The 24,816-nt window shown below is 46.2% G+C and carries 27 protein-coding genes; 9 read left to right on the top strand and 18 right to left on the bottom strand.

The genetic code is table 11. The annotated features are described in order from the left end of the window. Positions 1-11 precede the first annotated feature (11 nt). A complete protein-coding gene (gene kdsB / locus BUB18_RS15485) occupies positions 12-737 on the bottom strand; it encodes a 3-deoxy-manno-octulosonate cytidylyltransferase (RefSeq protein ID WP_073082695.1) in 726 nt (241 codons plus the stop codon). A 70-nt stretch (positions 738-807) separates the two neighbouring features. Continuing rightward, complete coding sequence (locus BUB18_RS15480) at positions 808-1,998, bottom strand: DegT/DnrJ/EryC1/StrS family aminotransferase (RefSeq protein WP_073082692.1); 1,191 nt, start codon at positions 1,996-1,998, stop codon at positions 808-810. Positions 1,999-2,436: 438 nt separating this feature from the next. On the opposite strand from BUB18_RS15480, the gene BUB18_RS15475 reads away from it, so the two are divergent. Further along, the gene (locus tag BUB18_RS15475; protein WP_073082690.1) at positions 2,437-2,979 is read left to right on the top strand and encodes a CAP domain-containing protein; all 543 of its coding nucleotides are present in this window, start codon (positions 2,437-2,439) and stop codon (positions 2,977-2,979) included. Here BUB18_RS15475 and BUB18_RS15470 read toward each other — a convergent pair whose 3' ends face one another. Next, positions 2,980-3,282 (bottom strand): hypothetical protein, encoded by a 303-nt coding sequence (locus tag BUB18_RS15470; protein WP_073082688.1) that lies wholly within the window; start codon positions 3,280-3,282, stop codon positions 2,980-2,982. 11 nt (positions 3,283-3,293) lie between these two features. Next, positions 3,294-3,998, bottom strand: coding sequence for a glycoside hydrolase family 25 protein (locus BUB18_RS15465; RefSeq protein WP_245805680.1), 705 nt, complete (start codon positions 3,996-3,998; stop codon positions 3,294-3,296). 177 nt (positions 3,999-4,175) lie between these two features. On the opposite strand from BUB18_RS15465, the gene BUB18_RS15460 reads away from it, so the two are divergent. Next, complete coding sequence (locus tag BUB18_RS15460) at positions 4,176-5,201, top strand: SPASM domain-containing protein (RefSeq protein ID WP_073082685.1); 1,026 nt, start codon at positions 4,176-4,178, stop codon at positions 5,199-5,201. A 97-nt stretch (positions 5,202-5,298) separates the two neighbouring features. After that, positions 5,299-5,826, top strand: coding sequence for an energy transducer TonB (locus BUB18_RS15455; protein WP_083550077.1), 528 nt, complete (start codon positions 5,299-5,301; stop codon positions 5,824-5,826). On the opposite strand, the gene BUB18_RS15450 is transcribed toward BUB18_RS15455, so the two are convergent. The 3 genes from BUB18_RS15450 to BUB18_RS15440 are packed head-to-tail and all read right to left on the bottom strand — an operon-like array spanning position 5,771 to position 6,831. Next, a complete protein-coding gene (locus BUB18_RS15450; protein ID WP_073082681.1) occupies positions 5,771-6,127 on the bottom strand; it encodes a hypothetical protein in 357 nt (118 codons plus the stop codon). The genes BUB18_RS15455 and BUB18_RS15450 overlap by 56 nt on opposite strands. A 14-nt stretch (positions 6,128-6,141) precedes the next feature. Continuing rightward, positions 6,142-6,612, bottom strand: coding sequence for a hypothetical protein (locus BUB18_RS15445; protein WP_073082678.1), 471 nt, complete (start codon positions 6,610-6,612; stop codon positions 6,142-6,144). A gap of 24 nt (positions 6,613-6,636) precedes the next feature. Further along, entirely contained in the window at positions 6,637-6,831 is a 195-nt protein-coding gene (locus BUB18_RS15440; protein WP_073082676.1) for a YtxH domain-containing protein, read from the bottom strand. A 175-nt stretch (positions 6,832-7,006) separates the two neighbouring features. Between BUB18_RS15440 and BUB18_RS15435 the strand changes: the two genes are divergently transcribed. Beyond that, on the top strand, positions 7,007-8,083 hold the full coding sequence (locus BUB18_RS15435) for an AI-2E family transporter (protein ID WP_073082673.1): 1,077 nt from the start codon (positions 7,007-7,009) through the stop codon (positions 8,081-8,083). Positions 8,084-8,085: 2 nt separating this feature from the next. On the opposite strand, the gene nadD is transcribed toward BUB18_RS15435, so the two are convergent. From nadD to paaA, 5 genes are all read right to left on the bottom strand, one after another. Next, positions 8,086-8,655: a nicotinate (nicotinamide) nucleotide adenylyltransferase gene (gene nadD, locus BUB18_RS15430; protein ID WP_073082672.1), complete on the bottom strand. Its 570-nt coding sequence runs from the start codon at positions 8,653-8,655 to the stop codon at positions 8,086-8,088. A gap of 71 nt (positions 8,656-8,726) precedes the next feature. Next, positions 8,727-9,218 carry a 1,2-phenylacetyl-CoA epoxidase subunit PaaD gene (gene paaD / locus BUB18_RS15425; RefSeq protein WP_083550074.1) on the bottom strand — a complete coding sequence of 164 codons (492 nt, stop codon included), beginning with the start codon at positions 9,216-9,218 and terminating at the stop codon, positions 8,727-8,729. Between the two features lie 3 nt (positions 9,219-9,221). Then, positions 9,222-9,983 carry a 1,2-phenylacetyl-CoA epoxidase subunit PaaC gene (paaC, locus tag BUB18_RS15420; RefSeq protein ID WP_073082666.1) on the bottom strand — a complete coding sequence of 254 codons (762 nt, stop codon included), beginning with the start codon at positions 9,981-9,983 and terminating at the stop codon, positions 9,222-9,224. Continuing rightward, positions 9,973-10,353 (bottom strand): 1,2-phenylacetyl-CoA epoxidase subunit PaaB, encoded by a 381-nt coding sequence (paaB, locus tag BUB18_RS15415; RefSeq protein ID WP_083550073.1) that lies wholly within the window; start codon positions 10,351-10,353, stop codon positions 9,973-9,975. Before paaB ends, paaC begins: the two co-directional genes overlap by 11 nt. Before the next feature lie 32 nt (positions 10,354-10,385). Continuing rightward, the gene (paaA, locus tag BUB18_RS15410; RefSeq protein WP_083550070.1) at positions 10,386-11,384 is read right to left on the bottom strand and encodes a 1,2-phenylacetyl-CoA epoxidase subunit PaaA; all 999 of its coding nucleotides are present in this window, start codon (positions 11,382-11,384) and stop codon (positions 10,386-10,388) included. A 98-nt stretch (positions 11,385-11,482) separates the two neighbouring features. Here paaA and BUB18_RS15405 point away from each other — a divergent pair, with 98 nt between their 5' ends. After that, positions 11,483-12,148, top strand: coding sequence for a hypothetical protein (locus tag BUB18_RS15405; protein ID WP_073082664.1), 666 nt, complete (start codon positions 11,483-11,485; stop codon positions 12,146-12,148). Positions 12,149-12,228: 80 nt separating this feature from the next. Then, positions 12,229-13,671 (top strand): S41 family peptidase, encoded by a 1,443-nt coding sequence (locus BUB18_RS15400; RefSeq protein ID WP_083550065.1) that lies wholly within the window; start codon positions 12,229-12,231, stop codon positions 13,669-13,671. 79 nt (positions 13,672-13,750) lie between these two features. Here BUB18_RS15400 and BUB18_RS15395 read toward each other — a convergent pair whose 3' ends face one another. The 4 genes from BUB18_RS15395 to BUB18_RS15380 all read right to left on the bottom strand — a co-directional run bounded on the left by BUB18_RS15395 (position 13,751) and on the right by BUB18_RS15380 (position 19,099). Next, a complete protein-coding gene (locus tag BUB18_RS15395) occupies positions 13,751-14,635 on the bottom strand; it encodes a M28 family peptidase (protein WP_083550062.1) in 885 nt (294 codons plus the stop codon). 43 nt (positions 14,636-14,678) lie between these two features. Beyond that, positions 14,679-16,811 carry a ferrous iron transport protein B gene (gene feoB / locus BUB18_RS15390; protein WP_073082655.1) on the bottom strand — a complete coding sequence of 711 codons (2,133 nt, stop codon included), beginning with the start codon at positions 16,809-16,811 and terminating at the stop codon, positions 14,679-14,681. Positions 16,812-17,025: 214 nt separating this feature from the next. Further along, entirely contained in the window at positions 17,026-18,726 is a 1,701-nt protein-coding gene (locus BUB18_RS15385; RefSeq protein ID WP_073082652.1) for a PspC domain-containing protein, read from the bottom strand. Positions 18,727-18,760: 34 nt separating this feature from the next. Beyond that, positions 18,761-19,099, bottom strand: coding sequence for a PadR family transcriptional regulator (locus tag BUB18_RS15380; RefSeq protein WP_073082650.1), 339 nt, complete (start codon positions 19,097-19,099; stop codon positions 18,761-18,763). Positions 19,100-19,492: 393 nt separating this feature from the next. On the opposite strand from BUB18_RS15380, the gene BUB18_RS15375 reads away from it, so the two are divergent. The 3 genes from BUB18_RS15375 to BUB18_RS15365 all read left to right on the top strand — a co-directional run bounded on the left by BUB18_RS15375 (position 19,493) and on the right by BUB18_RS15365 (position 22,438). Next, on the top strand, positions 19,493-19,786 hold the full coding sequence (locus tag BUB18_RS15375) for a hypothetical protein (protein ID WP_143159960.1): 294 nt from the start codon (positions 19,493-19,495) through the stop codon (positions 19,784-19,786). A gap of 253 nt (positions 19,787-20,039) precedes the next feature. Continuing rightward, positions 20,040-21,674 carry a SulP family inorganic anion transporter gene (locus BUB18_RS15370; RefSeq protein ID WP_073082647.1) on the top strand — a complete coding sequence of 545 codons (1,635 nt, stop codon included), beginning with the start codon at positions 20,040-20,042 and terminating at the stop codon, positions 21,672-21,674. 86 nt (positions 21,675-21,760) lie between these two features. Then, positions 21,761-22,438: a carbonic anhydrase family protein gene (locus BUB18_RS15365; RefSeq protein WP_073082645.1), complete on the top strand. Its 678-nt coding sequence runs from the start codon at positions 21,761-21,763 to the stop codon at positions 22,436-22,438. A 142-nt stretch (positions 22,439-22,580) separates the two neighbouring features. Here the strand turns inward: BUB18_RS15365 and BUB18_RS15360 are convergent, their stop codons facing one another. Then, a complete protein-coding gene (locus BUB18_RS15360; RefSeq protein ID WP_073082643.1) occupies positions 22,581-23,714 on the bottom strand; it encodes a methionine aminotransferase in 1,134 nt (377 codons plus the stop codon). Between the two features lie 9 nt (positions 23,715-23,723). Further along, on the bottom strand, positions 23,724-24,815 hold the full coding sequence (locus BUB18_RS15355; RefSeq protein WP_073082641.1) for a mannose-1-phosphate guanylyltransferase: 1,092 nt from the start codon (positions 24,813-24,815) through the stop codon (positions 23,724-23,726). Position 24,816 lies beyond the last annotated feature (1 nt).

The raw sequence follows: 24,816 nt of genomic DNA, 5'->3' as shown, positions 1-24,816 counted from the left end.
TTAGTATGTTATTATAAGAGTTTTGCTGCTTTCTCGAGGTCTTCAGGGGTGTCGATTTCAACACCCATGTACTCCGTCACCACCATCTTCATTGGGATACCGTTTTCCAGGTAGCGCAGGCATTCAATTTTTTCTGCCAGTTCCAATGGAGTAGGTTCCAGTTTGGTGAAGTTCATGAGGGTATCTTTTCGGAAAGCATAGATACCGATATGTTCGTAGTAAATAGTTTTAACGTCTTTAGCGCGTGGGTAAGGAATTACAGAGCGGGAGAAGAAGAGGGCATTAAAGTTTTTGTCCACCGCTACCTTCACGTAGTTCGGGTCTTCAATGGATTGCTGCTCAGTGAGTACCTGCATCAGGGAGGCCACCTGCACCTTTTTTCCTTCTTCTCCTTCAAATACCCGGAGTAATTTTTCCAGTGGCTCTTTCTGGGTAAAGGGCTCATCGCCCTGCACATTCACAACGATGTCGTAGTCCAGCAGTTCCATCGCTTCTGCGATGCGGTCGGTACCACATTCATGCTCCTTTTTGCTCATCACGGCCTTTCCGCCGTTATCCACTATTTCCCGGAAGATGATATCACTGTCGGTTACTACCATCACTTCGTCAAACACACCGGTATTAACGGTAGACTCGTAAGTGCGAAGTATCACGGTTTTATCGCCCAGTTTGGCCATCATTTTTCCCGGGAACCTGGAAGCGCCATAACGGGCAGGTATCAATGCTATTTTCTTCATACCTATGTATTTAAAGTATAAAGGCGTATCCGGGCAGCTGTAGCTTACCCGGTTACGCCTTTACGATGCATTATAATGCGCTTTTAACAGCGTTCACCATTTTCTCTACTCTTTCTTTGATTTCTGCTTCAGACCAGGAGAGGTTGATAGGCGTAGAAATATTTCTGCTGATGATAGCATCGGAAGCAGGGAATTCTTTGGTTTTATAGATTTCCATCGCCTGTTTCAGCCCTGGTGCAAAAGGAGTGAGCACCTGACCTTGTTTGAAGTGATCCCACTGGCGGATGTAGTGCCAGTTGTTATCATAGTAGTAGAAAGCGGCCAGTCCGGCTGCTTTCATAGCTGCTGCGGCTTTGCGTGCCTGCTCAGCTTCCGGCAGGAAGAAAGACAGGAAGGTAGCGCTGTCGCCAGCCGGATCAGGTAAGCGGCGGAAGGTTACACCCGGAATGGCAGCCAATGCCTCTTTAAAGATTTTCTTGGTGCTGCGTTGAATTTCCAGGAATTTATCCAGCTTACGGATCTGTGCCAGCCCTACTGCGGCATGCAGTTCAGAAATACGATAGTTGTAACCAATGAATGGGTGTTGCTCCAGGCCACGGTCATTACCAATATGGTCATGGCCATGGTCAGTATAACCATCGCATTTGATATACACGTCTTTATTGTTGGTAACGATACCACCGCCTTCAGCGCAGGTAATCGTTTTTACAAAGTCGAATGAAAAGGTACCTGCATCTCCGATGGTGCCCAGTGCTTTGCCTTTGTAGCTGGCGCCGAAAGACTGGCAGGCATCTTCCAGGAGGATGAGGTTATGTTTTTTGCAGATGGCCACCAGTGCGTCCATATCCGCCATTGCACCGCACATGTGCACCGGCATAACGGCTTTGGTGCGTGGGGTGATGGCTGCTTCCACGGCCTTAGGATCGAGGGTGAGGGTATCATCCACATCTACGAGAACAGGGGTAGCACCTACGGAGAATACAGATTCAAAGCTGGCAACAAAGGTGAAGGTAGGCATGATAATTTCATCGCCGGCACCCAGGCCTAATGCAGCCATGGCAGTGGTAAGGGCGGCAGTACCGCTGGAGGCCAGCTGTGCATACTGCACATCCAGTTTCTTACACATTTCCGCTTCCAGCTCTTTGGCTTTCCAGATGCCTTTACGGGCACCGTCAAAACCATAACGCATCATGATACCTGTTTCCAGTACATCATTTACTTCTTTCCTTTCCTCGGCTCCAAAAAATTCAAATCCGGGCATAACCTGTTGATTTTAAAAATATAATTGAAATATGGTTGTTAATTGGTGCTGCAAAGTTACTATAATCAGGGTTCCCCTACACGGTATTTTCTGTTTAACTTTTGCTAAAAATTTAACATGCGTTGTTGGCTGGGGCTGATTTCATTAATTCTAACTGGTTGCCCACTGAACCTATATAGCAGTTTGCGTTAACATTAGATTTGCAAAACCTGAGATAAAAGTATCATAACAACGCACTATCTTTGGGGCCTCGAAAGAGAAAACGACCAAAAAAAGTTGTGATTTACTGTTACAGTACTGACCACAACAGACCCCATAACCTCTGAGCAACCTCTTATAGTTTTACCCGTTTCCGCTGAAAGACGATTTTAATTTTGACACGTTCCTGTTTAAAACCCGGTATCTATTTCACCATAATTTCTATTAACTGAACTGGTTATGCCCGGGAAATTTATTTGTGCTGCTATTTTGACAATTGTGATTTTCAGCAGCTGCTCCAAAACTGAAAATGAGGTTGCACCTGTTGCCCCTACACCCCCTACTGTGATTGATACAGTAACGGTACCCGAAAATCGTGTGGACCGCAAAGCGTTGTTAACATTGGTAAATGGACTGCGTAGCCGCGGCTGTAACTGTGGTGGCGTTGCGATGCCTGCCGTAGGTCCGCTTACGTGGAATGGTTTGATGGAAAAAGCAGCCTATCTGCATAGTAAAGACATGTATCTGAATAACTATTTTGATCATACGGCACCTAATGGCAGCACGCCCGGCACCCGCCTGGATGCAGCCGGTTACCGCTGGAATACTTACGGTGAAAATATTGCCACCGGCAATATGGACGAGCAGGCAGTCGTATTAGGCTGGCTCAATAGTCCGAGCCACTGTAAAAATATGATGGGGGCCAATTACACGGAATTTGCCGTAGGCAGGTACGAAAAGGCCTGGACGATGGAACTGGGGCACCGCAACGGTGTGCAGTAACTAAGGCACCTTCTCTTTTTTGCGCCACATCTTCCAGATGTAATAAATATAGGCTGTCAGGGAGATGATAAGCCAGCTGTAGAAGAAAATTAAACGGCCGGGGGTCGACTCTTCCGGCACACCAAAGCCCAGGTAAAGGCCCAGGAAAATATTTACCAACATCCAGAACAACCCAACAAAAACCGTTCGGATGATCTTGATAAAATACATCAGTAAGTCAAGATCAAACGGCGGTTTCTCCTCCTGCTGTGCAGGTGGCTGTGGCGCCGGCGGAATTTGTTCTGATTGCTTTTCTTCTTCCATGATGTTGATAATTATGGGATGAGTATTTTGGCAAGGGCGGCACTGTCCCCTTTAAATACGTTGAAATCTACCGTAGTACGGATACCGTTTACCCTACCGATATCACTATGCTGCCAGAAGATCCAGCTACGCTTGGATGCGGGCCTTTCTTTCTGGTAATAATGCGCTATCCACAATGGATAGTCGTCAAATTCATCACCAAGATACGTTTCATAAAAATGTATGTTGGTATAGATGATAGGCTTCACTTTGTACGCTTTTTCCATTTCCTCCAGCCATATCCTGGCCGTGCTGCGGATCACCGCAGCCGGCTGGTTATTGGATGTTTCGATATCCAACACCGGTGGCAGGTCCCCTGATTGCAGGTTCACCACATTCTGAAAATTAATCGCCTGCTTGATAGGATCACGGGTGGAATAGAAGAAGTGATAGGCCCCGCGTATCATTCCGGCCTTACCGGCATTATCCCAGTTGCGCTGAAAAGCTTCATCCTGCCGGGTAATACCCTCGGTAGCCTTTATAAATGCAAAGGACATACGAATTTTATCCACCTTCATCTGCCTCACCGCCTTCCAGTTGATATTTTTCTGGAATTTGGAGACGTCGATCCCGTGAATCTTATAGTTTACGGGCATGTCGATGCCAAACTCATCATATCGAACGAACCTCACCTCATCTTCATCCCTGAACCAGAAATACCAAAAGGGAACAACCACAACAGCAAGGGTCAATAGTAAAATTGTAAATATCAGCGACGTTTTTTTCACTTCGTTCGATGTTAGTTGCAGGGAATTTGGGCGCGACACCGCAATAGCTCCAGACCTAATTTTATCGCAATTATAGGTTATAATTTGTTTAAAGGCCTTACTTTTACAAAGGTCAAGTGAATTTTTATGCCGGATTTTAACCTGAATGATACCCTGAATCTCTTTTCCAAGTTCACTTTTAAACGTGCGCTAAACGCCGGAAAGGTGCTGGGAAGTTACTTTGCAAGCAAGTGGACCGGAAAGCCTGTTCAATGGGGATATCCTATTTCCATATCTTTTGAACCAACTACCTCCTGTAACCTTCGCTGCCCGGAGTGCCCCAGCGGCCTGCGCGCTTTTACCCGCCCAACAGGCATGCTACAGCAGGACTTCTTCAGGGAAACCATCGACGAGATACATAAGGAACTATTATACCTGATCTTCTATTTCCAGGGGGAGCCCTACCTCAACCCGGGGTTCCTGGACATGGTCAAGTATGCGTCCGATAAAGGTATCTATACCGCCACTTCCACCAACGCGCACTACCTCACCGAGGCAAATGCCAAAAAAACGGTAGAAAGTGGCCTCGACAGGCTTATCATCTCCATAGATGGCACTACACAGGATGTGTATACGCAATACCGTGTAGGTGGCCACCTGGATAAGGTAATCCAGGGCGCTAGAAACATCGTAAAGTGGAAGAAGGAACTGAACTCGACCAAGCCATTTGTGTTCTTCCAGTTCCTGGTGGTAAAGCCCAATGAACATCAGATTGAGGATATCAAGCAACTGGCAAAGGAAATCGGGGTAGACCAGGTAAGGTTCAAAACCGCCCAGGTATATGATTATGAAGAAGGTAACCGACTGATTCCTACTATAGATAAGTATTCCCGCTACCACCGTAATGAAGATGGCACTTATGCCATAAAAAATAAGCTGGGCAACCACTGCTGGCGCCTCTGGCACTCCCCTGTAGTTACCTGGGATGGCCTGGTAGTGCCCTGCTGCTTCGATAAAGATGCACAACACCGCCTCGGCAATCTTAAAAAAGAGTCCTTTAAGAAACTATGGCATAATAAAGAGTATATCCGTTTCCGTAGTGAGATACTCGAGTCCAGAAAAAATATTGATATCTGCGCTAACTGTAGCGAGGGTACGAAGGTTTGGGGGTAACGACTTAAAACATAACCTTTTAACCGCTACCTTATCAAGCTATTAACTGAATTTATTAGACAAGAGACCTTTCGTATATTAGGCGAAAGGTTTTTTTATGCGGTATCTGCTTGTCCCTATGTTATTGGGTGTGATTTCTGTGGTAATAGATATCTCCCTTTTATCTGCTCAAACCAAATTGCTACCAAGAGATAATGCCGCTATCCATCTATATTTTAATAAACATACCAGTAGCTATCCGCGGGCCTTACAGGATGCTCGAATCCCAGGCACAGTACACGCCAGTTACACTATTCAGCCGGACGGTACGGTAAGTGATATCATTCTGAAAAGCGATGCCTTTCCGGAAGTGTTCGAACCTGAAATATTAAGGGTAATAAAATCAATGAAATTTGTAGCAGGAAAGATGGAAATTAAACAAAAGGATTTTTTGTTTAGGCTGGAGGAAAATTGGGATCCCAAGCCAGCTTTACAAAGTGATCCGGATGGCCCAATAGTGCTGATTAACTATAAACCAATTATCTGCACCCGCATCATTCGGGATACAGTAGTCAGCAGTGCAAAACCACTTAAAACTCCTGCTGTCCGTCCTCTTTCTTCTTCCGTGATTGTGCAAACTTATTAAACAGCTTTATTCCCATTTGCACACCGAAAAATTCCAGCGCAGTAATCAATGCGCCGGTGGCAAAGTTTTTAAACTTACCGCTTTCCCATGCAAACCTGGCTACCTTACCGGCAATCCCCAGGGCATTGGAGTGTTTGGCGCTACCCGGGATAATGCTGTTAAGGGCCATTTTCTTATAGTTATCACGGAAGAAGTCGACCCTGTCCAATAAAACATCTTCGAGGTCTATGGAACGCTTCTTGAGCCGGGCTACTTCCAGCTCAAGTGCATCAAAACCAGTTATTTTCTTCTTTTTGGCCATGCTGATAAATGCTTTTATTGATGCTCTACGGCTTCGTCATCAGGAACATAACCCGGCCTTGCAGGATCTGTGGGGTCCAGTGGGGAGGCAGGTACTTTAGCCTTATCTTTGATGTGTACATTATCGTCCCGATCATCGATCTCGTCGATCAGTACATTAATCAGCAGCCTGGATAAAGGACCTTCAATCAGTTGTTTCCTAAATACGATGATGGCGACAAACAACAGGATAAATATTCCAGAAGCGCAGGTGAAACCGATCGTAAAGCTACCGGTTTTTTCACCTATCCAGAATGCTACCAGCATTCCCAGGAATACGATCACAAAAAAGAACAGCAGAAAAGCCATCAAAACCGAGAAAAATAATCCCAATGCCTTTGATAGCTTTCCCGCTGCCTGGAGCTTTAACAGGTCCAGCCTCGTTTCGAGGTAATCTTTGGCGACTCTGCCTGTTTGTTTAAAATAATCGCTGAAATTTTCTTCCATGCAGTATTATTTAATCAATTGGAATTAAGCCAGCTCGTTTTCGAGGGCATCTTCAAATTGATCCTTTTTCTTTTTCCATTTATCTTTCAGCTTGTCCGCCTGGTATCTCAGTTTGCCTACAAGTTCATCTTTTTTATCAGAATTGAGGAAATATCCAACTGCAACACCCACTGCAGCGCCAACGATGAAAGAAACCACGGCTTTTGAACTATTATTCATAACAAAAGTTTTTAAAAGATGAGATAATTTAAAAATCTATGTTTTCGTAAGTGATGCTTCACAAACATTATTCCAAGAACAAGTAGGTATCAATTTTGTTTGATATTTAACAGAGAGTTGTCCCCGTGATTCCGTTGAATCTTTTGCAGGCTAACCCTTTTAACGAACGTACACTATGAGTTATATCGACAATGGACGCCTAAAACAAATAGGCTTTTTACTTCTTATTCTGTTCCTGGCTATTCTGCTATTTACAAAGCTTTTCACCTATTTCCCCGGATTCCTCGGCGCCGTCACCTTTTACGTGTTGTGCCGCAATTGGATGATCCGGCTCACAGAAAAACGTAAATGGAACAAGAGCCTGGCAGCCACCCTGCTGATGCTGCTAACCTTCCTAATTATTCTGCTGCCGGTCGGTGCACTTATCAATATGCTCAGTGCAAAAATTGCCTACGCCGTCAATAACTCCGCGGAGTTAATCACACAGGCTAAAACATTGAACAACAAGCTTTCGCAGGAGATAGGTTTTACACTTATTACGGACGCCAGACTACAGAAATTTTCAGAAACAGCCACGTCGTTTTTGCCAGGCTTCCTGGGCGCCACCTTTAACACGCTGACCACCATCGCCATTTTATATTTCATCCTCTATTTCATGCTGGTAAATCTCCGTAGCATGGAGCTGGCCATCTATGAATATATTCCATTAAAGGATGAAAATGTGGAGCTACTGGGTAGGGAATTCAACAAGTTGGTAATAGCGAATGCCGTGGGTATCCCATTAATCGCCGTTATACAAGGCATTGTATCCCTGGGGGGCTATCTGATATTTGGGGTGCCCCAACCATTTTTCTGGTTTGTAGTGACCTGCTTCACCGCCATGCTCCCGGTGATTGGTGCCGCTGCGGTATATGTGCCATTAGGGGTGTATTTGCTGGCCGCCGGCAATACCTTCCAGGGCCTGGCAGTGCTGATTTACGGCTTTGCCGTTGTTGGAACTTCTGATAACATTTCCAGGTTCCTGCTGGCAAAGCGCATTGCAGACGTACATCCGCTCATCACCATCTTCGGGGTGCTGATCGGTGTAAACCTCTTTGGATTTATCGGTCTGATCTTCGGGCCATTACTCATATCCATGTTTATCCTGCTGCTGCAGATCTATTCCAACGAATTCCTCATTAAGAAAAGGTCCGCACCTGCCGGCAGCAGTGGACACAAAAAAGTGACGGTGCGCAATAAAACGGATAAATAAACCTATTTGTAGTAATTATTTTCAGCGATGTAGGAAATCACATTGTCCGGCACCATAAAACGTACGGACTTACCTTCCTTAATCCATTTTCGTATATCCGTTGCAGATATATCAAGCATAGGGGCGTCCAGCACTTCCAGGCGGGCGCCATGTGTTTCCGTGATTTCATGGCCCGGGCGGCGGTAGACGTATATGGGATAGTTCCTTACGATGTGCTGATAATTTTTCCAGCGGGGAAGATTCTGGAAACTATCGCTACCCATAATGATGCAAAACTCCTGGGTAGGAAATTTCTCCCCGAGGTAAGCCAGGGTATCTACAGTAAACGAAGGCCGGGGCAGGGAAAATTCTATGTTGCTCGCCCTGAGCCTGGATTCGTCCTTAATGGCCAGTTCCACCAGGTGAAACCTGTCGTGCTCATTAAGCAACGTAGAGGATGGCTTCAGTGGATTTTGAGGGGATACCACCAGCCACACTTTATCCAGATCAGTATTGTACGCAACGTAATTGGCAATGATCAAATGCCCCGTGTGTATAGGATTAAAAGACCCAAAATACAAGCCTATCTTCATGTTTCATCTATAAATTTGCCAATGGCACATCAACTAATGCGTGTAAAAATAGGCATTTCCGTTAATCCTGCTTATTCCAGCGGCTTAAACTGCTCAAATATCTGTCCGCACGATTTACAAAAATGTATAGCCCGGCAAAGCGTAGAACCAAAAGGGGCCCGCAAGTAAGTATCGGTACTGCCGCAATGCGGACAGGGAACTTCCACAAATAACTCTTCACTCACCTCACCGGCTAACCGCTTAGGCGGCGCTATGCCAAATTGCGCCAGCTTCACTTTGGCTTCGGCCGTGATCCGGTTGCTGTTCCAGGTGATGTGTTTATCCACAATCACGGTAACGGATATATGCAGGTCACGCTCCAGGTGCTCCCGGATATTCCGCTGTATATAGGAAACAGCGGGGCAGGCTGCAAATGTTGGAATCATATGCACCTCCGCCCCGTTATCCTGTAGCACTACATCGGTGATCATGCCCAGTTCTACCACGCTTAATACGGGTATTTCCGGGTCCATCACCTGTTGCAGTGAATTATAAATATTTTCTATGGTAATTTCCATTGTCATAAATTACCAGTTAGCTGCGGTATCCAGGTTAAACACCTCTCCCATCTCTTTTAATAATGGCGCCAGGTAAGGTGTATGCTGTCCGTTACGGCCGCCATAGGCAGGCGTAATGGATTCCAGCGCCGGCAGGTTCAACGATGCTTTTACCAGCACGGGATAAATCCTGTCGAGCCAGCGGTTATATAATTCCTTTTCCCCTGGATATACCTTCGCGTCAATTAACACCTGCTCATGCGCTTTACCGGGTTCGAAGATGCCGGCAGCCAGCGCAATGATTTCATTCAACGCGGTTTGCATCCGGTCATAGCTTTCTTCACCGGCTTTGCTGAGCTGCATCACCCAGGCATTTGCATGGAGGGTATGGTATTTCAATTCTCCTTTTACTTTTCTGCTGAGTTGCTGCAGTGGCTCAAAGCTGCTTTCCAGCATGCTTTCATACCGCACTGCCTCCGCCTGGTCAAAAAGGAAATGCCGCATGAGGCTGAAGTCGTAGCCGGAGTTAGGATATTCTACCAGGTGGCAGCATTTATATTCGTTTTCAGGGCGACAAAAAGCAAACAAGTCTGCCTGCCTGCCGCCCAGGTTTTCTTCTATAATCCTGTATAACGCCCACGAATGGCCGATCTTATCCTGTGCCATGGACGAAAAGGCAATATCTTCTTCCATAACAGGCCCCAGTCCGGTCCATTCCGAATTCCGATGACCCTGAATCAGTTCATCATCGGCCATTTTTGTCATCAGGTCTGTTATTGCGTTATTTAACATCAGTAGTTCCTTTGGATGATTGTTTGAATTTGTTGATCTTTTCCATCACCTTGAAGCCGCTGGCATCACGGTATGTTTTTTCCAGGTTGTTGGCAAACATATCCTCATCTTCCACATCAAAAGCCAGGATATCGGCGCTTTTTACCACCCAGAGATTTACACATTTTTTTCTGCGGGCAAATTGTTCCTTGGCAAAGATGAGTGCCATCTGCGGATCCGGGGCGTGTACGCAGCCTACGTGTTCATGGTGCGCACCTCTTTTTTCCTGGTGAAATACTTCGTATACATTCCAGTTCTCCCCTTCTTCTACCTTTATTACGGCATTGGGATCGCCTAGTTTTAATCTGTTTACACGTGGATCTAAAGACATGATTGGTTTGCTGAATTTGGAGCTTAAAATAATCAGGCTACAGGCAGGGTATGTTTTTCCGTCGGCTTCATCAGCGCTTTGCGTACCCACCGGCCATGTTCTTCTGCCCACTTCCTTACCTGGAGGCGTTCCTCATTACAAGGGCCGCCGCCGTTGATCACCCTGAAAAATTCGTCCCAGTCGGGATCGGAATATTCCCAGCGGCCTGTTTCCGCATTTTTGCGCAGCAGCGGATCAGGCAGGGTAAGCCCAAGCTCCCAGATCTTTGGGACATACATATCCAGGAACTGGTTACGCATATCATCGTTGCTGGCCATTTTCACTTTCCATTGCATTAGCTTCTCACTGTGCTGGCTGGTTTTATCCGGAGGTCCGAAAAAGTGCATGATAGGCTTCCACCAACGGTTGAGCGCATCCTGCAGCATTTCCCGCTGTGCCGGTGTTCCGGTGGCCAGTTCAATAAAGGCATCGTGACCCTGCTTAAGGTGAAAACTTTCTTCGTAGCAAATCCTTTCCAGCGCGCGGCAGTAAGGACCATAAGAGCCTTTGGAATTAGCCACCTGGTTTACAATAGCAGCCGCATCAATCAGGAATCCTATCACAGTTACATCCGCCCAGGTTTTAGCCGGGTAGTTAAACACGTTCGAGTATTTGGATTTACCACTCAACAGATCGTTAATCATGGCCTCCCGCGTTTTGCCAAGGGTTTCAGCCGCATTATACAGCAACTGACCATGGCCGATCTCATCCTGCACCTTGGCGATTAACGCCAGCTTACGCTTAAATCCCGGGGCACGGGTAATCCAGGTGCCTTCCGGTAAGGCGCCAATGATCTCAGAATGAGCATGTTGTTCGATTAAACGAATAAGCTGCCGCCGGTACTCTGCCGGCATCCAGTCGCCGGGCTCTATCTTCTCTCCCCTGGCTATACGATCTTCAAATGCAGCCAGCTTCTCCGGCTCATCATGGATCTTTTCTTCCCTCACCTGACGGTTATTGGGCTCTTCAAAAATGTATCCTCCGCCGTACATGTGCGATTGTTTTGGTTGATTCGTAAATTACGGAAAAAAGCCCGTTTTCGGCGGAAAGGGATTGTTAAAAGCACTAATTTTAGCAGGTAGTTAATCCGATGATTGCTGTTCCTTCCATATTGTTTTTGTTGCTGCTTTTTCCCGCTGGCAGCGGGACTAACAACAAACAGCTGACTTCCGCCGGCCATACCGTTGTATCCCTGGATTTTCACTTCCAGGAACAACCTTCCACGGCTGATTCGGACACAATCTACTACGCTCCTTACCGGAAACTTTCCTGGAGCGATTTTACAGGCAAACCGCCTCTCTCCGGGCCCAGTGCCGCTGTATCCTACACCAGCTTCTCCTACGAAGGCAGCAGCCGTGTGTATAAGGATACCCTTCACATCTCCCTGTTATTACAAGTATTTTTTATAAAAAGTGCCAGCTGGGTAAAACCCGGGAATAACACCACTTACGGGCTGACACATGAACAGATTCATTTTGACATCACCCGGCTGGTAGTAGAGCGGTTTAAACAGCGATTAAAACAAACTGCGCTGAACCGGGATGATTATGATAGTGTTATACAATTTCAATACCTTGAGGCTTTCAGAGAAATGAACCGGCTCCAGTATGCCTTCGATCGCGACACCCACAGTGGCATGAATGCAGCAGCACAGGCCTCCTGGCATGATAAAGTGACGATAGCACTGAAAAATAACGGTAATCTCCCGGAAGAACTAGGGAACGACATCAATACATTTCCGCCTGGACCGCGTTAAACTTTGACACATAATTATCGTTTAATCTTTAGCGTTATCTATATACGGAATACACCTTTCACATGCTTTAAACTTTACATATGCAACCAAGTCTTTTGTGGCGCCTGCTGACCGGCGTCGCCGTGATTAGCCTCCTTATGACTGCCTGCAAAAAGGATATGGCCAGAAACCCCGGCACTCCTACTGATTCGCTGTCTAAGATATCTACCAACGATAGTATATTTAATATATTTAAAGACATCTATTTATGGACAGACGCCGTTCCGGATTCCGCTACCTTTAAGCCAGATAGCTACAGCAGTCCGTATACCATGTTCGACTCCCTGATCGGGTTCAAAAAGAAAAGCAACGGCGGCAACCTCGATAAATACAGCTTCCTCGACGATGGTAGTACCGCTGATGTGCTGCAGGGCCATGCCGGCGATCTCGGATTCCAGATTGGCTGGCAAACCAGATCAGAACTGCGTGTAGTGTATGTATACCCAGGCTCGCCTGCAGATAAAGCCGGTATTAAAAGAGGCTGGCAGATGTCTGCCGTAAACGGTACCACTTCCTTTACCTACGGCAACCAGGCCACCGAAGATGCGCTCAACAACGCTTTCAGTGCCAAATCTGCCAATTTCGTGTTTACTAAACCCGACGGTACTACGCTTACCACTACCATCGCGGCTACACAATACAACTTAAACCCTATCCTCTTCAGCAAGGTATACGACCTGGCCGGCAGCAAAATCGGTTATATTGTATTTAACACCTTCGTAGCGCCGGACGTGGTTAAAGCCCAGTTTGAAACCATTTTCAGCGATTTCAAAACAGCCGGAGTTACCAAGGTCATTATCGACCTGCGCTACAACGGTGGCGGCTACGTTTCCACTGCGGAATACCTGGCAGGCAAACTGGCCCCGGCTTCCGTGGCTAATCAGCTAATGTATTCCACTGTTTTCAATTCGAGGGTCACTAATAAAAACTTCAATTGGTTCTTTAAAGCCATGAAGGCCGTTCCTGACTATCCGGATGATTTATGGGCCGATATTTTTTATTCGGAAGCCACCACCTACGCTAAAACCAATTTCGGTGCTACCGGTGGGCTGGCCCTTACGAATCTCAGCTTCATCATGACCGGAAATACCGCCTCGTCCAGTGAACTGCTGTTCAACGTACTGAAACCTTCCATGAATCCACACATGATTGGAAGCACCTCCTATGGTAAACCTGTTGGATTTATCGCTGTTACCATCGGTAAAATCGATATGTATTGCATCAACATGCAATCATTAAATTCTAAAAATGAAGGGGACTATTTTGATGGCTTTACACCGAATGTGCAGGCTGGCGATGATTACGCCTATGACTGGGGTAGCTTCCAGGATCCCATGCTGAGAGCAGCCCTGACGGATATGGGAGTGCCTTCCAGCGCATTGGGCAGATTGGCGAATACAGAGTCGAACAGGCTTGGAACCATCTCTAAATTCTACAATAAGGCGAATCAGTTCAAAGGCATGATTTTCCCGAAGGTGAAATAAAATCAGCTCTCTCCTGAAGCGTTTATATGTTCAGGGAGATATCAGGCGCATGCGGCGCCTGATATCTCCCTGAATTTTTTTAGTCTAACTCCCTGATTACATCCAGAATTGTATTTACAGCCCTGAAATAGAAGGAGTTATTAATCGTTTTAAACTCGTCTGAAGGTTTGTGATAATCTACATGATCCTCTACCCCAAAATAGATAAAGGGAATTTTTACCTGGTTAAAAGCCCCCTGGTCACTTTGATTAATCCAGTTGTCTGCGCCGGTATCCGGCGTATCATGCCCGATTAATAATTTAATATTGCTACGCGCTGCTACTTTTTCCACTGCCGGCTTGAGTTGCGGGTTTACTGTTGGTCCACAGGCATATAGTTCGTCTTTGTCGTTATGTGCAATCATATCCATATTGATATTCAGCACGATATCCTGCAAAGGCACAGGAGGGCGGGCCACAAAGGCTTTGGCGCCCTGCAGTCCCATTTCTTCTGCGTCCGCAGCCAGGAATATCAGCGTATGTTTTGGCGGGTGTTGTTTGAAGTAACTGGCGATAGCTAATAAACCACCGATCCCGGAGGCATTATCATCTGCCCCGTTATAAATGCTGTCCTGCTGCTGATTGGGCTTGCCAATACCCACGTGATCATAGTGGGCGGAAATCACGATCACCTTACTATCGCTGCCGCGAATATAGCCGTACAGGTTAGTACCCATGATATTGGTTTCGCCACGCTTGAAATAGAATGGATACTCGTACGTGTTGTGATAGGGTTGCAGCCCCGCTTCCTGGAATCTTTTAAGCAGGTAGAACTGCGCCTGGCGGTTGCCTGCGGTGCCGGTTTTACGGCCTTCGTATTTATCGTCAGCGAGGGTACTGATGTCTTTCATCAGTTGTACAGAATCTGTCTGTGCCACTGCCGGCACTGCAAACAGGATGCTGGCGCAGAAAAAGAGCCATTTCATAGTACATAACATTTCCTGCAATGTACCTAATTATCGGGCAGCCTTATTTAAAAATCTGATAAACGATAAAACTGCAAACATAGGCCAGTGTGGTCATGTACACGAGCTGGAACAGTGGTATTTTCCATGATTTGGTTTCCCTTTTCACGATAGCAAGGGTACTCATACATTGCATGGCAAAAGCATAGAATATCATAAGGGCTAAACCGGTGGCCAGGGTGTATACCGGCGTACCATCAGGTCTTTTGGCAGATGCCATTTTCTCGCGGAGCGTGGCATTGTTATCTTCCTCATTTTCTCCTACGCTGTACAACGTAGCCATAGTACCCACAAATACTTCTCTGGCGGCGAAAGAGGTAATCAGGGAAATACCCATTTTCCAGTCGAAGCCCAGTGGCGCAATGGCTGGCTCAATAGCGTGACCAAGGATACCGGCATAAGAGTTGGCCAGTTTTTCGGAGGAGTACATATGATTCAGGCTGTCGGCCGCCGGGGAGTCGGCAGGTACCGCAGCCAGTTGCGGTTCGTATTTCTGATGGATGGGGTCCATACGTTTGGAAGGACCGTAAGAAGCCAGGAACCAAAGGATCACCGATATTACCACAATGATTTTACCGGCATCTGTTACGAAGATCTTTGATTTCTCCAGCATGGTAATACCTACGTTCTTCCATCTTGGCGCCCTGTACACAGGAAGCTCCATGATGAAGTAGCTCTTTTCCTTAATGCGCACAAACAATTTCATCAGTGCCGCAATGAAGATGGCCATGAAGAAACCGAGCAGGTATAAGCCCATCATTGCCAATCCCTGCAAACTGAGGATACCGAGGAAACGTTTATCTGGTATAACCAGGGCGATCATCATGGTATAAATAGGCAGCCTGGCGGAGCAGCTCATGAGCGGCGTTACCAGGATGGTGATGAGGCGTTCTTTTTTATTTTCGATGGTTCTTGTGGCCATGATGGCGGGTACGGCACAGGCGACACCGCTGATCAGCGGCATTACCGACTTACCGTTGAGGCCTACCTGGCGCATGAGGCGGTCCGTCAGGAAGCTGATACGCGCCATATACCCGGTATCTTCCAGAATGGTAATGAGGCCAAAGAGGATGGCGATTTGCGGTACAAATACGGCAAAGCCCCCGATACCGGCCAGGATACCGTTGATGAGTACATCGCTCAGTTTATTTTCCGGTAAGGTAGATGATAACCATCCGCCCAGGTTACCGAACAGTGATTCTATCCAGTCCTGTGGATAACTTGCCAGCCAGAAGATGCTCTGGAACAACAGGAACATCACCACCAGCAGTATTACATATCCCCAAAAGCGGTGCAGCAGCAGGTCGTCAATTTTTTCAGAACGCAATTGTTTCTGTAACGGATCGGCTTCCACCACGGTGGATTTCATGATATGCTTGATACGGGCGTATCGCTGCATGATCTCTTCTGCCTGTACTTTGGTTTTATTGAACTGGTGCTGTTGTACCGCCTTTTTGATGGCTTCTTTTTGTCCTGCGTTGAGGAAGTTAAGCTCATCGCTGTTTACAGCTACGTGGAGCGCGGCATAATCACTTCTGCAAAGGGTGTATTTCTTTACCTCCTCGATCGTTTCTTTTGCGAGTGCGCTATTGTTGATAAAATCACGGGCAGGTGCAGCGTAGTTTCCTTTAGCTGTCTGGTCTATGATTTTTTTAAGCTCAGAGAGACCTTTATTTTTTCTTGGGTTGATGGCCACTACCGGCACCCCCAGCTCTCTTTCCAGTCCATCCAGATCGATTTCCACGCCTTTCTTACGGGCAATGTCCATCATGGTGAGCGCAATGATCACCGGCATTTTCAGGTCAATGATCTGGGAACAGAAGAGGAGGTTGCGTTTAAGGTTAGAGGCATCCGCCACGATGATGACCATATCCGGCGCTTCGGAAGCATTGACGTTGATCAGCACATCGTAGGTAACATATTCATCGGCGCTTTTAGGATAGAGGGAGTAGGTACCAGGCAGGTCAATCACATTGGCCGTAAGTCCCGAAGCAATATTAGCCACACCTGTCTTTTTATCGACAGTAACGCCCGGAAAGTTGCTGACCTTCTGGTTCAGCCCTGTAAGAGCGTTAAAAAGGGAGCTTTTTCCACTATTCGGGTTTCCTACCAGCGCGATGTTTAATGAATCCTGCATTCCTTACCTATCCTGTTGTTTAATAATATGATTGATGCCGAATGCGCAAAGTTAAACATTAAAAAGCAGGGGGAATGATCCAATCGGGAAAAAAGCGATAAGCGGCAAACAAAAAGCCATGCTGTGACACGAAGTACAGCATGGCCGATAGTTTAATTTATAACACTCTTACAATCAATTTAGTAAGACTACTGTATTGATTTCCGGAGACCATTTACGCAGGTTCCTGGGCGGTATTTGGGGCTGGCAAAGCAATGTTAAAACTGCTGTGATATTTATAGTTGGTTTCTAATGAATCTTTATTGGCGGGTTGGGTTTTGTTCTTTTCCCTTATTTCGCCGCCTGGGGTAACTTCCAATGAACTGCGACCATCTTCATCGCGCCATACGCGGTCATAGAAGTAATCATCATCGTACTTGCTGTGCGATCTGAAGGAGAAGTGGCGATACACTTCGTTATCCACATCGATGTTTTTGCCTTTTGGCACCTTGATGACTACCACTACCCGTTGTACCCGGTAGCGGGAACCTTCGCGGAGGCCAAATCCGCGTGGAATGTAGAGTACAGAATCCTGTTGTGATAACTGGAACACTATATTTTCTGCATTGGCGGCGGCCTCTCCGTTGGTGCGGCCTTTCGCATAGCGCAGCACTTCTACCTGGAAGCTGTCTGTATTGCTTTTCTCGAGGCGTACACGGATATCATTGATTACCGTAGTATCTCCGGTGATACGAACATCATCATCGAAGATGCCGAATTCGATATCATCATCGTGGTAGATATAATCTTTATCTGCCAGCTTCACGAGAAGTTTGCCTGCCGGCGGCTGTGCCACATTGAATACATCCGTAGTAGTGGAGCTTCTGCGCACATCTCTTACGAAAGAAGAGGCGAGGCCGGCGGCTGTTACCAGGCCGATGATCCAGAGAAAGGCCAGTGTTGGTGCTACGAAACGGGATGTTTGCTTTGCGCCGGTGGCTTTACGTACCAGGAAGATGACCAGGGCCAGTACCGGTATACCGATGATCAGGCCTAAGCTACCCCAGAACATCACTACCTGTGTACCGTTGGCAAAAACGAGGTGTTGCAATGGAACAAGGGCCGCGGAAGAAACGATGAGGGCAATACCTGTTACAATAAGGCAGAACAGGATTACCACTGCGAAGAAAATAAAGAAGCTTTTAGTGATCGCTACTATTACTTTTCCAAGTCCTCTGAAGAAACCCAGGAAGAATCGTTCAATGTCATTACCTATTTGCCTTCCGCGGCCCTGAGAAAAATTTTTGATATCATTTCCTGCTTTGGCAAACTGGTTTTTCACATTGTGCATTTCTTCCTGCACCGTGTTTTTAATGTTATTAAGATCCACCTTCTCCCCTCTCATTTCCAGCTTTTCGGCGGAGGTTTCCGCGTAAGGAGCGGAAACCCACAGCACGATGTATACAATGGCAGCAGCACCAAAGGAACCGAGTACCAGTAAGGTGAATATGATACGGAATACAACAGGATCCACATTGAAGTAAGCACCCAAACCACCGCATACACCACTTACTACCTTATCCTCCGGATCGCGGTAGAAACGTTTGCGCGGGCGGTCGCCGGCTGGGGCGGCACCGGCAAAGCTCTGTTGCTGGTGCTGATCTTTTGGAGCGTCTTCATCAAACTGCTCTGGTGTACCCATCGACAGTTTAACAGCTTCCACATCGGCATCCGTAATGCAATGGGCTCCGTTTTTCAATTTATCGTTGAACAGTTCCGCAATACGTGCTTCAATGTCCGTCACGATCTCGTCGCCACCTTCCTCTTTCGCAAAATAGCGCTTAAGGCTGTCCAGGTACTGGCGAAGTACCTCGTAGGCACTATCCTCGATGGGAATCAGTCTGCCGGACAGGTTTATGTTAATAATCTTTTTCATTTCTTTTGGGTTTCGGTCTTAGGTAAAAGGTTGATTAAATGGTACTACTATTTTGTGTCAGCTGGTGAACGGCGTTAGCCAGTTCGTTCCAGGTGCTTTCCAATTCCTTATAGAAGAGTTCTCCTTTTTCGGTCATGGAAAAATATTTCCGAGGGGGTCCGGAACTACTTTCTACCCAGCGGTATGTAAGCAATTCCGCGTTTTTGAGTCTTGTCAGCAAAGGATAAAGTGTTCCCTCCAGAATATCCAGTTTAGCTTCTTTCATCTTTTCTATTATATCTGATGGGTAAGCTTCTCCCTGCTTGATAATGGACAAGATGCAAAACTCCAGCACGCCCTTTCTCATCTGTGATTGTGTGTTGTCGATGTTCATGGCAAGTGAGCTTTAATAATTATTAATGGTGGTTGTGATAGCTATTTTCAACTTTACGATACAAACATACGACTTTTACACTACTATGCAATACACAATACCATGGAAAACAAAATAACTTGTTATAAATATTACCCATACTTTAGCATTAAACCTAAGCGGGTATTACATCTCCCTAGAAATATATAAAATATTACTAATTTAATTAATTGGGATGAGCGGTAAAATAATAGGGATGAAAATCTGTTAAAACGCTTTAACATTTTTTTAATGGATTAGTGATATTATTTCTCAACTCCCTAATTTACATTTGTATCGGACGTAAACACATGTATTGAACATTAGCGGATGCAGTTATTTGCTATCAAATTTCTTCATTGCTAAAGCATTAAGATGAAAAGGGTTATTGGTATATTTCTATTGACACTGATGGTGTCTCAGTTCCTCCCGATAAAGGAGGTAGGAAAAATACTGTTCAATAACCAGATTGTGGAAGAACATCCGGTTGAAGGTGGCGACCATTTAAAACTCGCCAAGGAACTCAAATTCTGCCATCATGCGGATGACCTCTTACGAGGGAATCTGCTCCTGGAAATCAAACTTAACCGCTTTCATTCCAACGAAGATATTCCCAGCAGTCCTGCCCAGGAAATACACTGTCCCCCTCCAAATGGCTCCCTTGCCTGATTATAACACATAGTATCAGCTGTACACGCACGCTAACGTACAGTCTTTAATCAAACATTTTTTATTTAACGCTCATTTGTCGCTACGCGGACTCGTGTGTCCATACCTGTACACTTAAAGGTACTCGTGTGTATAACCGACTGTCTTGTCCGTTCCATGTAGCTCATTATTCCTGTAGGTAATCTTCCACGGTTGCAGTACGCTTCGTATTGCTATCCGGAAGCCTGATCCCTAAAGTGAAAATTCTAATGCCATGAACAAACAGACTTCCATCTTCTCGAATATAAAAGGCGACCTCTCTGCAGGTCTTGTGGTTTTTCTCATCGCTGTTCCCCTGTGTCTGGGTATAGCCCTGGCATCGGGTGCTCCCCTGTTCTCCGGTATGATCGCCGGTATCATTGGTGGTATCGTAATCGGCTTCTTTAGTGGCTCCAATCTCAGCGTGAGTGGACCCGCAGCCGGTTTAACCGCTGTGGTACTTGCCGCTATTACCAAACTGGGTGCCTTCGATATCTTCCTGTTGAGTATAGTGATTGCCGGTGCAATCCAATTGGCCTTTGGCCTGCTGAAAGCCGGCACCGTGGCTAACTACTTCCCGTCTAACGTAATTACGGGTATGCTGACTGCCATCGGTATTATCATTATTATGAAACAGCTGCCATACGCTTTTGGCTACGACAAAAGCAGTGAAAGCACCTATGAATTCATAGATGCCGAAAACACACTGCTGGCCGCTATTAACCATATCAGCCTGGGGGCTACCATTATAACCATAGTTTCTATTTTTATTATTCTGTATTGGAGCAAATTACCCAAAGTCAGCGTCGTGCCGGCGCCACTGGTGGCCGTAATCGCAGGTATCCTGCTGAACATGGCCTTTTCAGGTAGCGCCGTGCTGGCATTGGGCGACAATCACCTGGTAAGATTACCTGTACCTGCTAGTTTTGATGACTTCCTGGGGCAGTTTACCTTACCAAGATTTTCTGCCATCACTAACAAGGAAGTATGGATCACCGCCGTCACTGTAGCAATTGTGGCGTCCATTGAAACATTACTGAACGTAGAAGCTACTGATAAACTCGATCCGCTGAAACGCTATACCTCTCCTAACCGTGAGCTAAAAGCCCAGGGTATTGGTAATATCGTTAGTGGTTTGATCGGTGGTTTGCCTATCACTTCGGTAATCGTTCGCTCCAGTGCCAACATCAACGCAGGCGGCCGCACCAAGCTGTCGACCATGATCCATGGTACCTTGCTGCTGGTTTGTACTGCACTGATCGCCCCATTCCTGAACATGATCCCGCTGGCTACACTGGCCGCCGTACTGCTGGTAACAGGTTATAAGCTTTGTAAAATTTCCATCTTCAGGGAGATGTTCAAAAACGGCAAATACCAATGGGTGCCTTTCCTGGTAACTGTGGTAGCTATCGTATTTACTGACCTGCTGATCGGTATTGCCCTGGGTATGGCCGTAAGTGTACTCGCCATCCTCCGTGGCAACATGAAAAGCTCTTACTACTTCAGAAAAGAGAAATACCAGTCCGGCGATAGTATCAGACTTGAACTGGCACAGGAAGTTTCCTTCCTGAATAAAGCCAGCATCCTGCTGACACTGGATCATCTCCCTGCCAATACGACTGTAATCATCGACGCTAATAAAACTGCTTATATAGATTTCGATGTGTTGCAAACGATCCGGGAGTTTAAAGAAATCAAAGCACCTCAGAAAAATATTCAGGTGGTGCTGACAGGATTCAAAGACGTATACAAGATTCAGAACTCTCCTTCACTGACCAACGAGCAACAAACCCGTATTACTAACGGTCATGTGCATACGATCGCGTCAGGAAATCATAACGATTTACTGAAGGAATTACAACTGAACTAAACTTATGCATAATGATGATAGGAGAAAACACGGAAGCCATGCCCTTCATCATCGATTATTTAACTAACTGACAAAATGTGAAAAAAATGAAAACACTCAATAAAGAAGCACAGGCAAATATTACACCTAAGCAGGCATTGGAATTACTGAGAGCCGGTAACCTCCGTTTTGTGGAGAACCTGCGTGTAAACCGTAACCTCCTGCAAATGATGAACGATACTTCCAACGGGCAGTGGCCTATGGCAGCAATCGTTAGCTGCATGGACTCCCGCACCTCCGCTGAACTGATCTTTGATCAGGGCCTGGGCGATATCTTCAGCATCCGCCTGGCAGGTAACGTAATTTCTGAAAACGTGCTGGGTAGCCTGGAATATGCCTGCAAGGTAGCCGGTTCCAAATTTATTGTGGTACTGGGGCATACTAAATGCGGTGCCATTAAAGGTGCCTGCGACCATGTGGAACTGGGCAACCTCACCGCCTTACTGGGTAAAATCACACCGGCAGTATTTGCTGTTAAAAATGTTCCCGGAGAAAGAAATTCACATAACCACGAATTTGTGGAAGCGGTATCCAGACTGCATGTGGAACGCTCCGTGCAGGCGATCATGGAACAAAGCCTTATCCTGCGCGATATGATTCTGAAAGGAGAAATAGGCATTATTGGTGCTTCCTACGATGTAGAAACCGGCGTGGTTTCATTCATGGATCATACCCTGATCCTGGAAGGGAAATATGAGCCAGAGGCCGCAGCAGTAGCTGTGTAACCATACGCTCTTTTATATTCAAAGAAGGAATGTCTGTGTTCAAATAAGAAAGGAGGCGTTATTAACCGTTTCGGATAATCTATTTAGGGGTGATTGTCCGACAGGTTATTAACAGCCTCCTCTTCGCTTATGATAAATAAGATCAAATCTTTGCCAGGCGCGCAGCTGCGGCCTCAAGAGTCTCTTGCTTCTTTGCAAAACAGAATCTCACTACATGGTCATCTTTCCCGTTTTCGTAAAATGCGGATACGGGAATAGCAGCCACGCCAAACTCGCGGGTAATTCTCGTAGCGAATTCCTTATCTCCCTCATCTGAAATTCTGTCGTACTTCATCAGTTGAAAATAGCTACCCTTACTTGCCAGTGGTGTAAAACGCGTATCCCGCATCAGTTCCAGGAAGTAATCTCTTTTCTGTTGATAGAAAGATGGTAACTCCAGGTAATGCGAGGGTGTTTCGAGAAACTTCGCCAGTCCGTACTGCATAGGGGTATTGACAGAAAAACACAGGTATTGGTGCACTTTCCTGTACTCCTGCATCAGGTGCTTAGGTGCTATGCAATAGCCCATTTTCCATCCGGTATTATGAAATACTTTGCCGAAGGAGAACGTCACAAAACTATTGCGGAAAATGTTGGGATAACGCAGAATACTATGGTGCAGCGCGCCATCATAAACCAGGTGCTCATATACTTCGTCCGATAATACCAGCAGATCAAACTCCGCTACCAGCTTCTCCAATTCTGCTATATCATTTTCCTGTAAGATGCTACCGGTAGGATTATGGGGAGTATTCACCATAATCATGCGGGTGTTAGGAGTGATTTTACTTCTCACCTCTTCCCAGTTGATGCGGTAATCAGGGAAAGAAAGCGGGATCAGTACCGGCTTTCCTCCGTTTACCAGCACATTGGGAATATAGCTGTCGTATGCAGGCTCAAAAATAATTACTTCGTCACCCGGACGGATATACGTTGCAATAGCAGTAAAGATAGCGTAAGTACCACCGGGCGTAATTGTAATTTCAGTTTCCGGATCTACCTGTTGCTGGTACAGCTGTTCCACTTTTTCTGCAATGGCGCTGCGCAATTGAAGGAGGCCCGGCATTGGCGCATATTGATTATGCCCCTGCAGCATGGCTTCGTTTACAAATGCTTTCAGCTCATCGCTGCAATCAAAATCAGGAAATCCCTGTGAGAGGTTGATGGCTTTGTGTTCTGCGGCCAGGGCCGACATCACAGAAAAGATCGTAGTGCCTACGTTTGGCAGCTTAGACATAGTGTGCGCTTATAAAAACTTTTCGCCTTTGTTTCTTTTGATTTCTGCCACGTAATCCTTGATCTGCTGCTCGTGATCCTTTTTGGCGATCAGCAGCACATCAGGCGTATCAATCACGATCATTTCATCCAGCCCTTGCAGCAATACTAATTTTTCGTTAGGAACTTTAACCATACATTTAGTAGCGTCAATTACCACCACATTCTTTCCCTGTACGGCATTTCCCAGGTAATCCTTTTCAATGTTTTCATAAGCGGAAGCCCAGGTTCCCAGGTCACTCCAACCAAAATTGGAAGGTATTACATATACGTTATCCGCTTTTTCCATGATACCATAATCTATGGAGATGTTAGTGCATTGCGGATAAACCTTTTCTATAGCTTCTTTTTCTTCTCCTGTATTGAGATACGGCGTACTGGCTTCAAACAGTTCGTCGATTTCAGGCAGGTATTTTTTGAAAGCCGCGAGGATGGTTTTTACATTCCATACAAAGATGCCGGCGTTCCAGAGGAAATCGCCGCTTTGGATGAATGTTTTAGCCAGTTCCAGGTTGGGCTTTTCTGTAAACGTTTTAACCTGGTATACATCGTCTGCTACCTGTTGTGGTTCAAACTGGATATAGCCATAACCGGTGTCAGGGCGGGTAGGCTTAATACCAAGGGTGAGCAGTGCACTGTGTTTTTGTACAAACAGCAGAGCGTTCAGGCAGGCGTTGGTAAAAGCCGTAGGGTCGAGGATCAGGTGATCTGCCGGGGCACAAATAATATTGGCTTTAGGATCCTGCTTATTTATTTTATGGGAGATGTAAGCCACGCAAGGGGCAGTATTCTTCCGGGAAGGCTCACTTACGATGTTATCAAAAGGCAGCTCAGGCAACTGTTCTGCTACTTTGGAAGTATATTGATGATGGGTAACAACATAAATATTTCCCTTTGGAATAAATTGGGCAAACCTTTCATAAGTCCACTGCAGCAGTGTTTTTCCTGTATTCAGGATGTCGAGGAACTGCTTGGGATTATCAGTGCGACTATGGGGCCAAAATCGACTTCCAATGCCACCCGCCATTATTGCCACATAAAAGTGGCTGTTAAGTTGTGTCATT

The sequence above is a fragment of the Chitinophaga jiangningensis genome, from assembly GCF_900142605.1.
Lineage (GTDB): Bacteria > Bacteroidota > Bacteroidia > Chitinophagales > Chitinophagaceae > Chitinophaga > Chitinophaga jiangningensis.
This window is presented reverse-complemented; position numbering and strand designations above follow the sequence as displayed.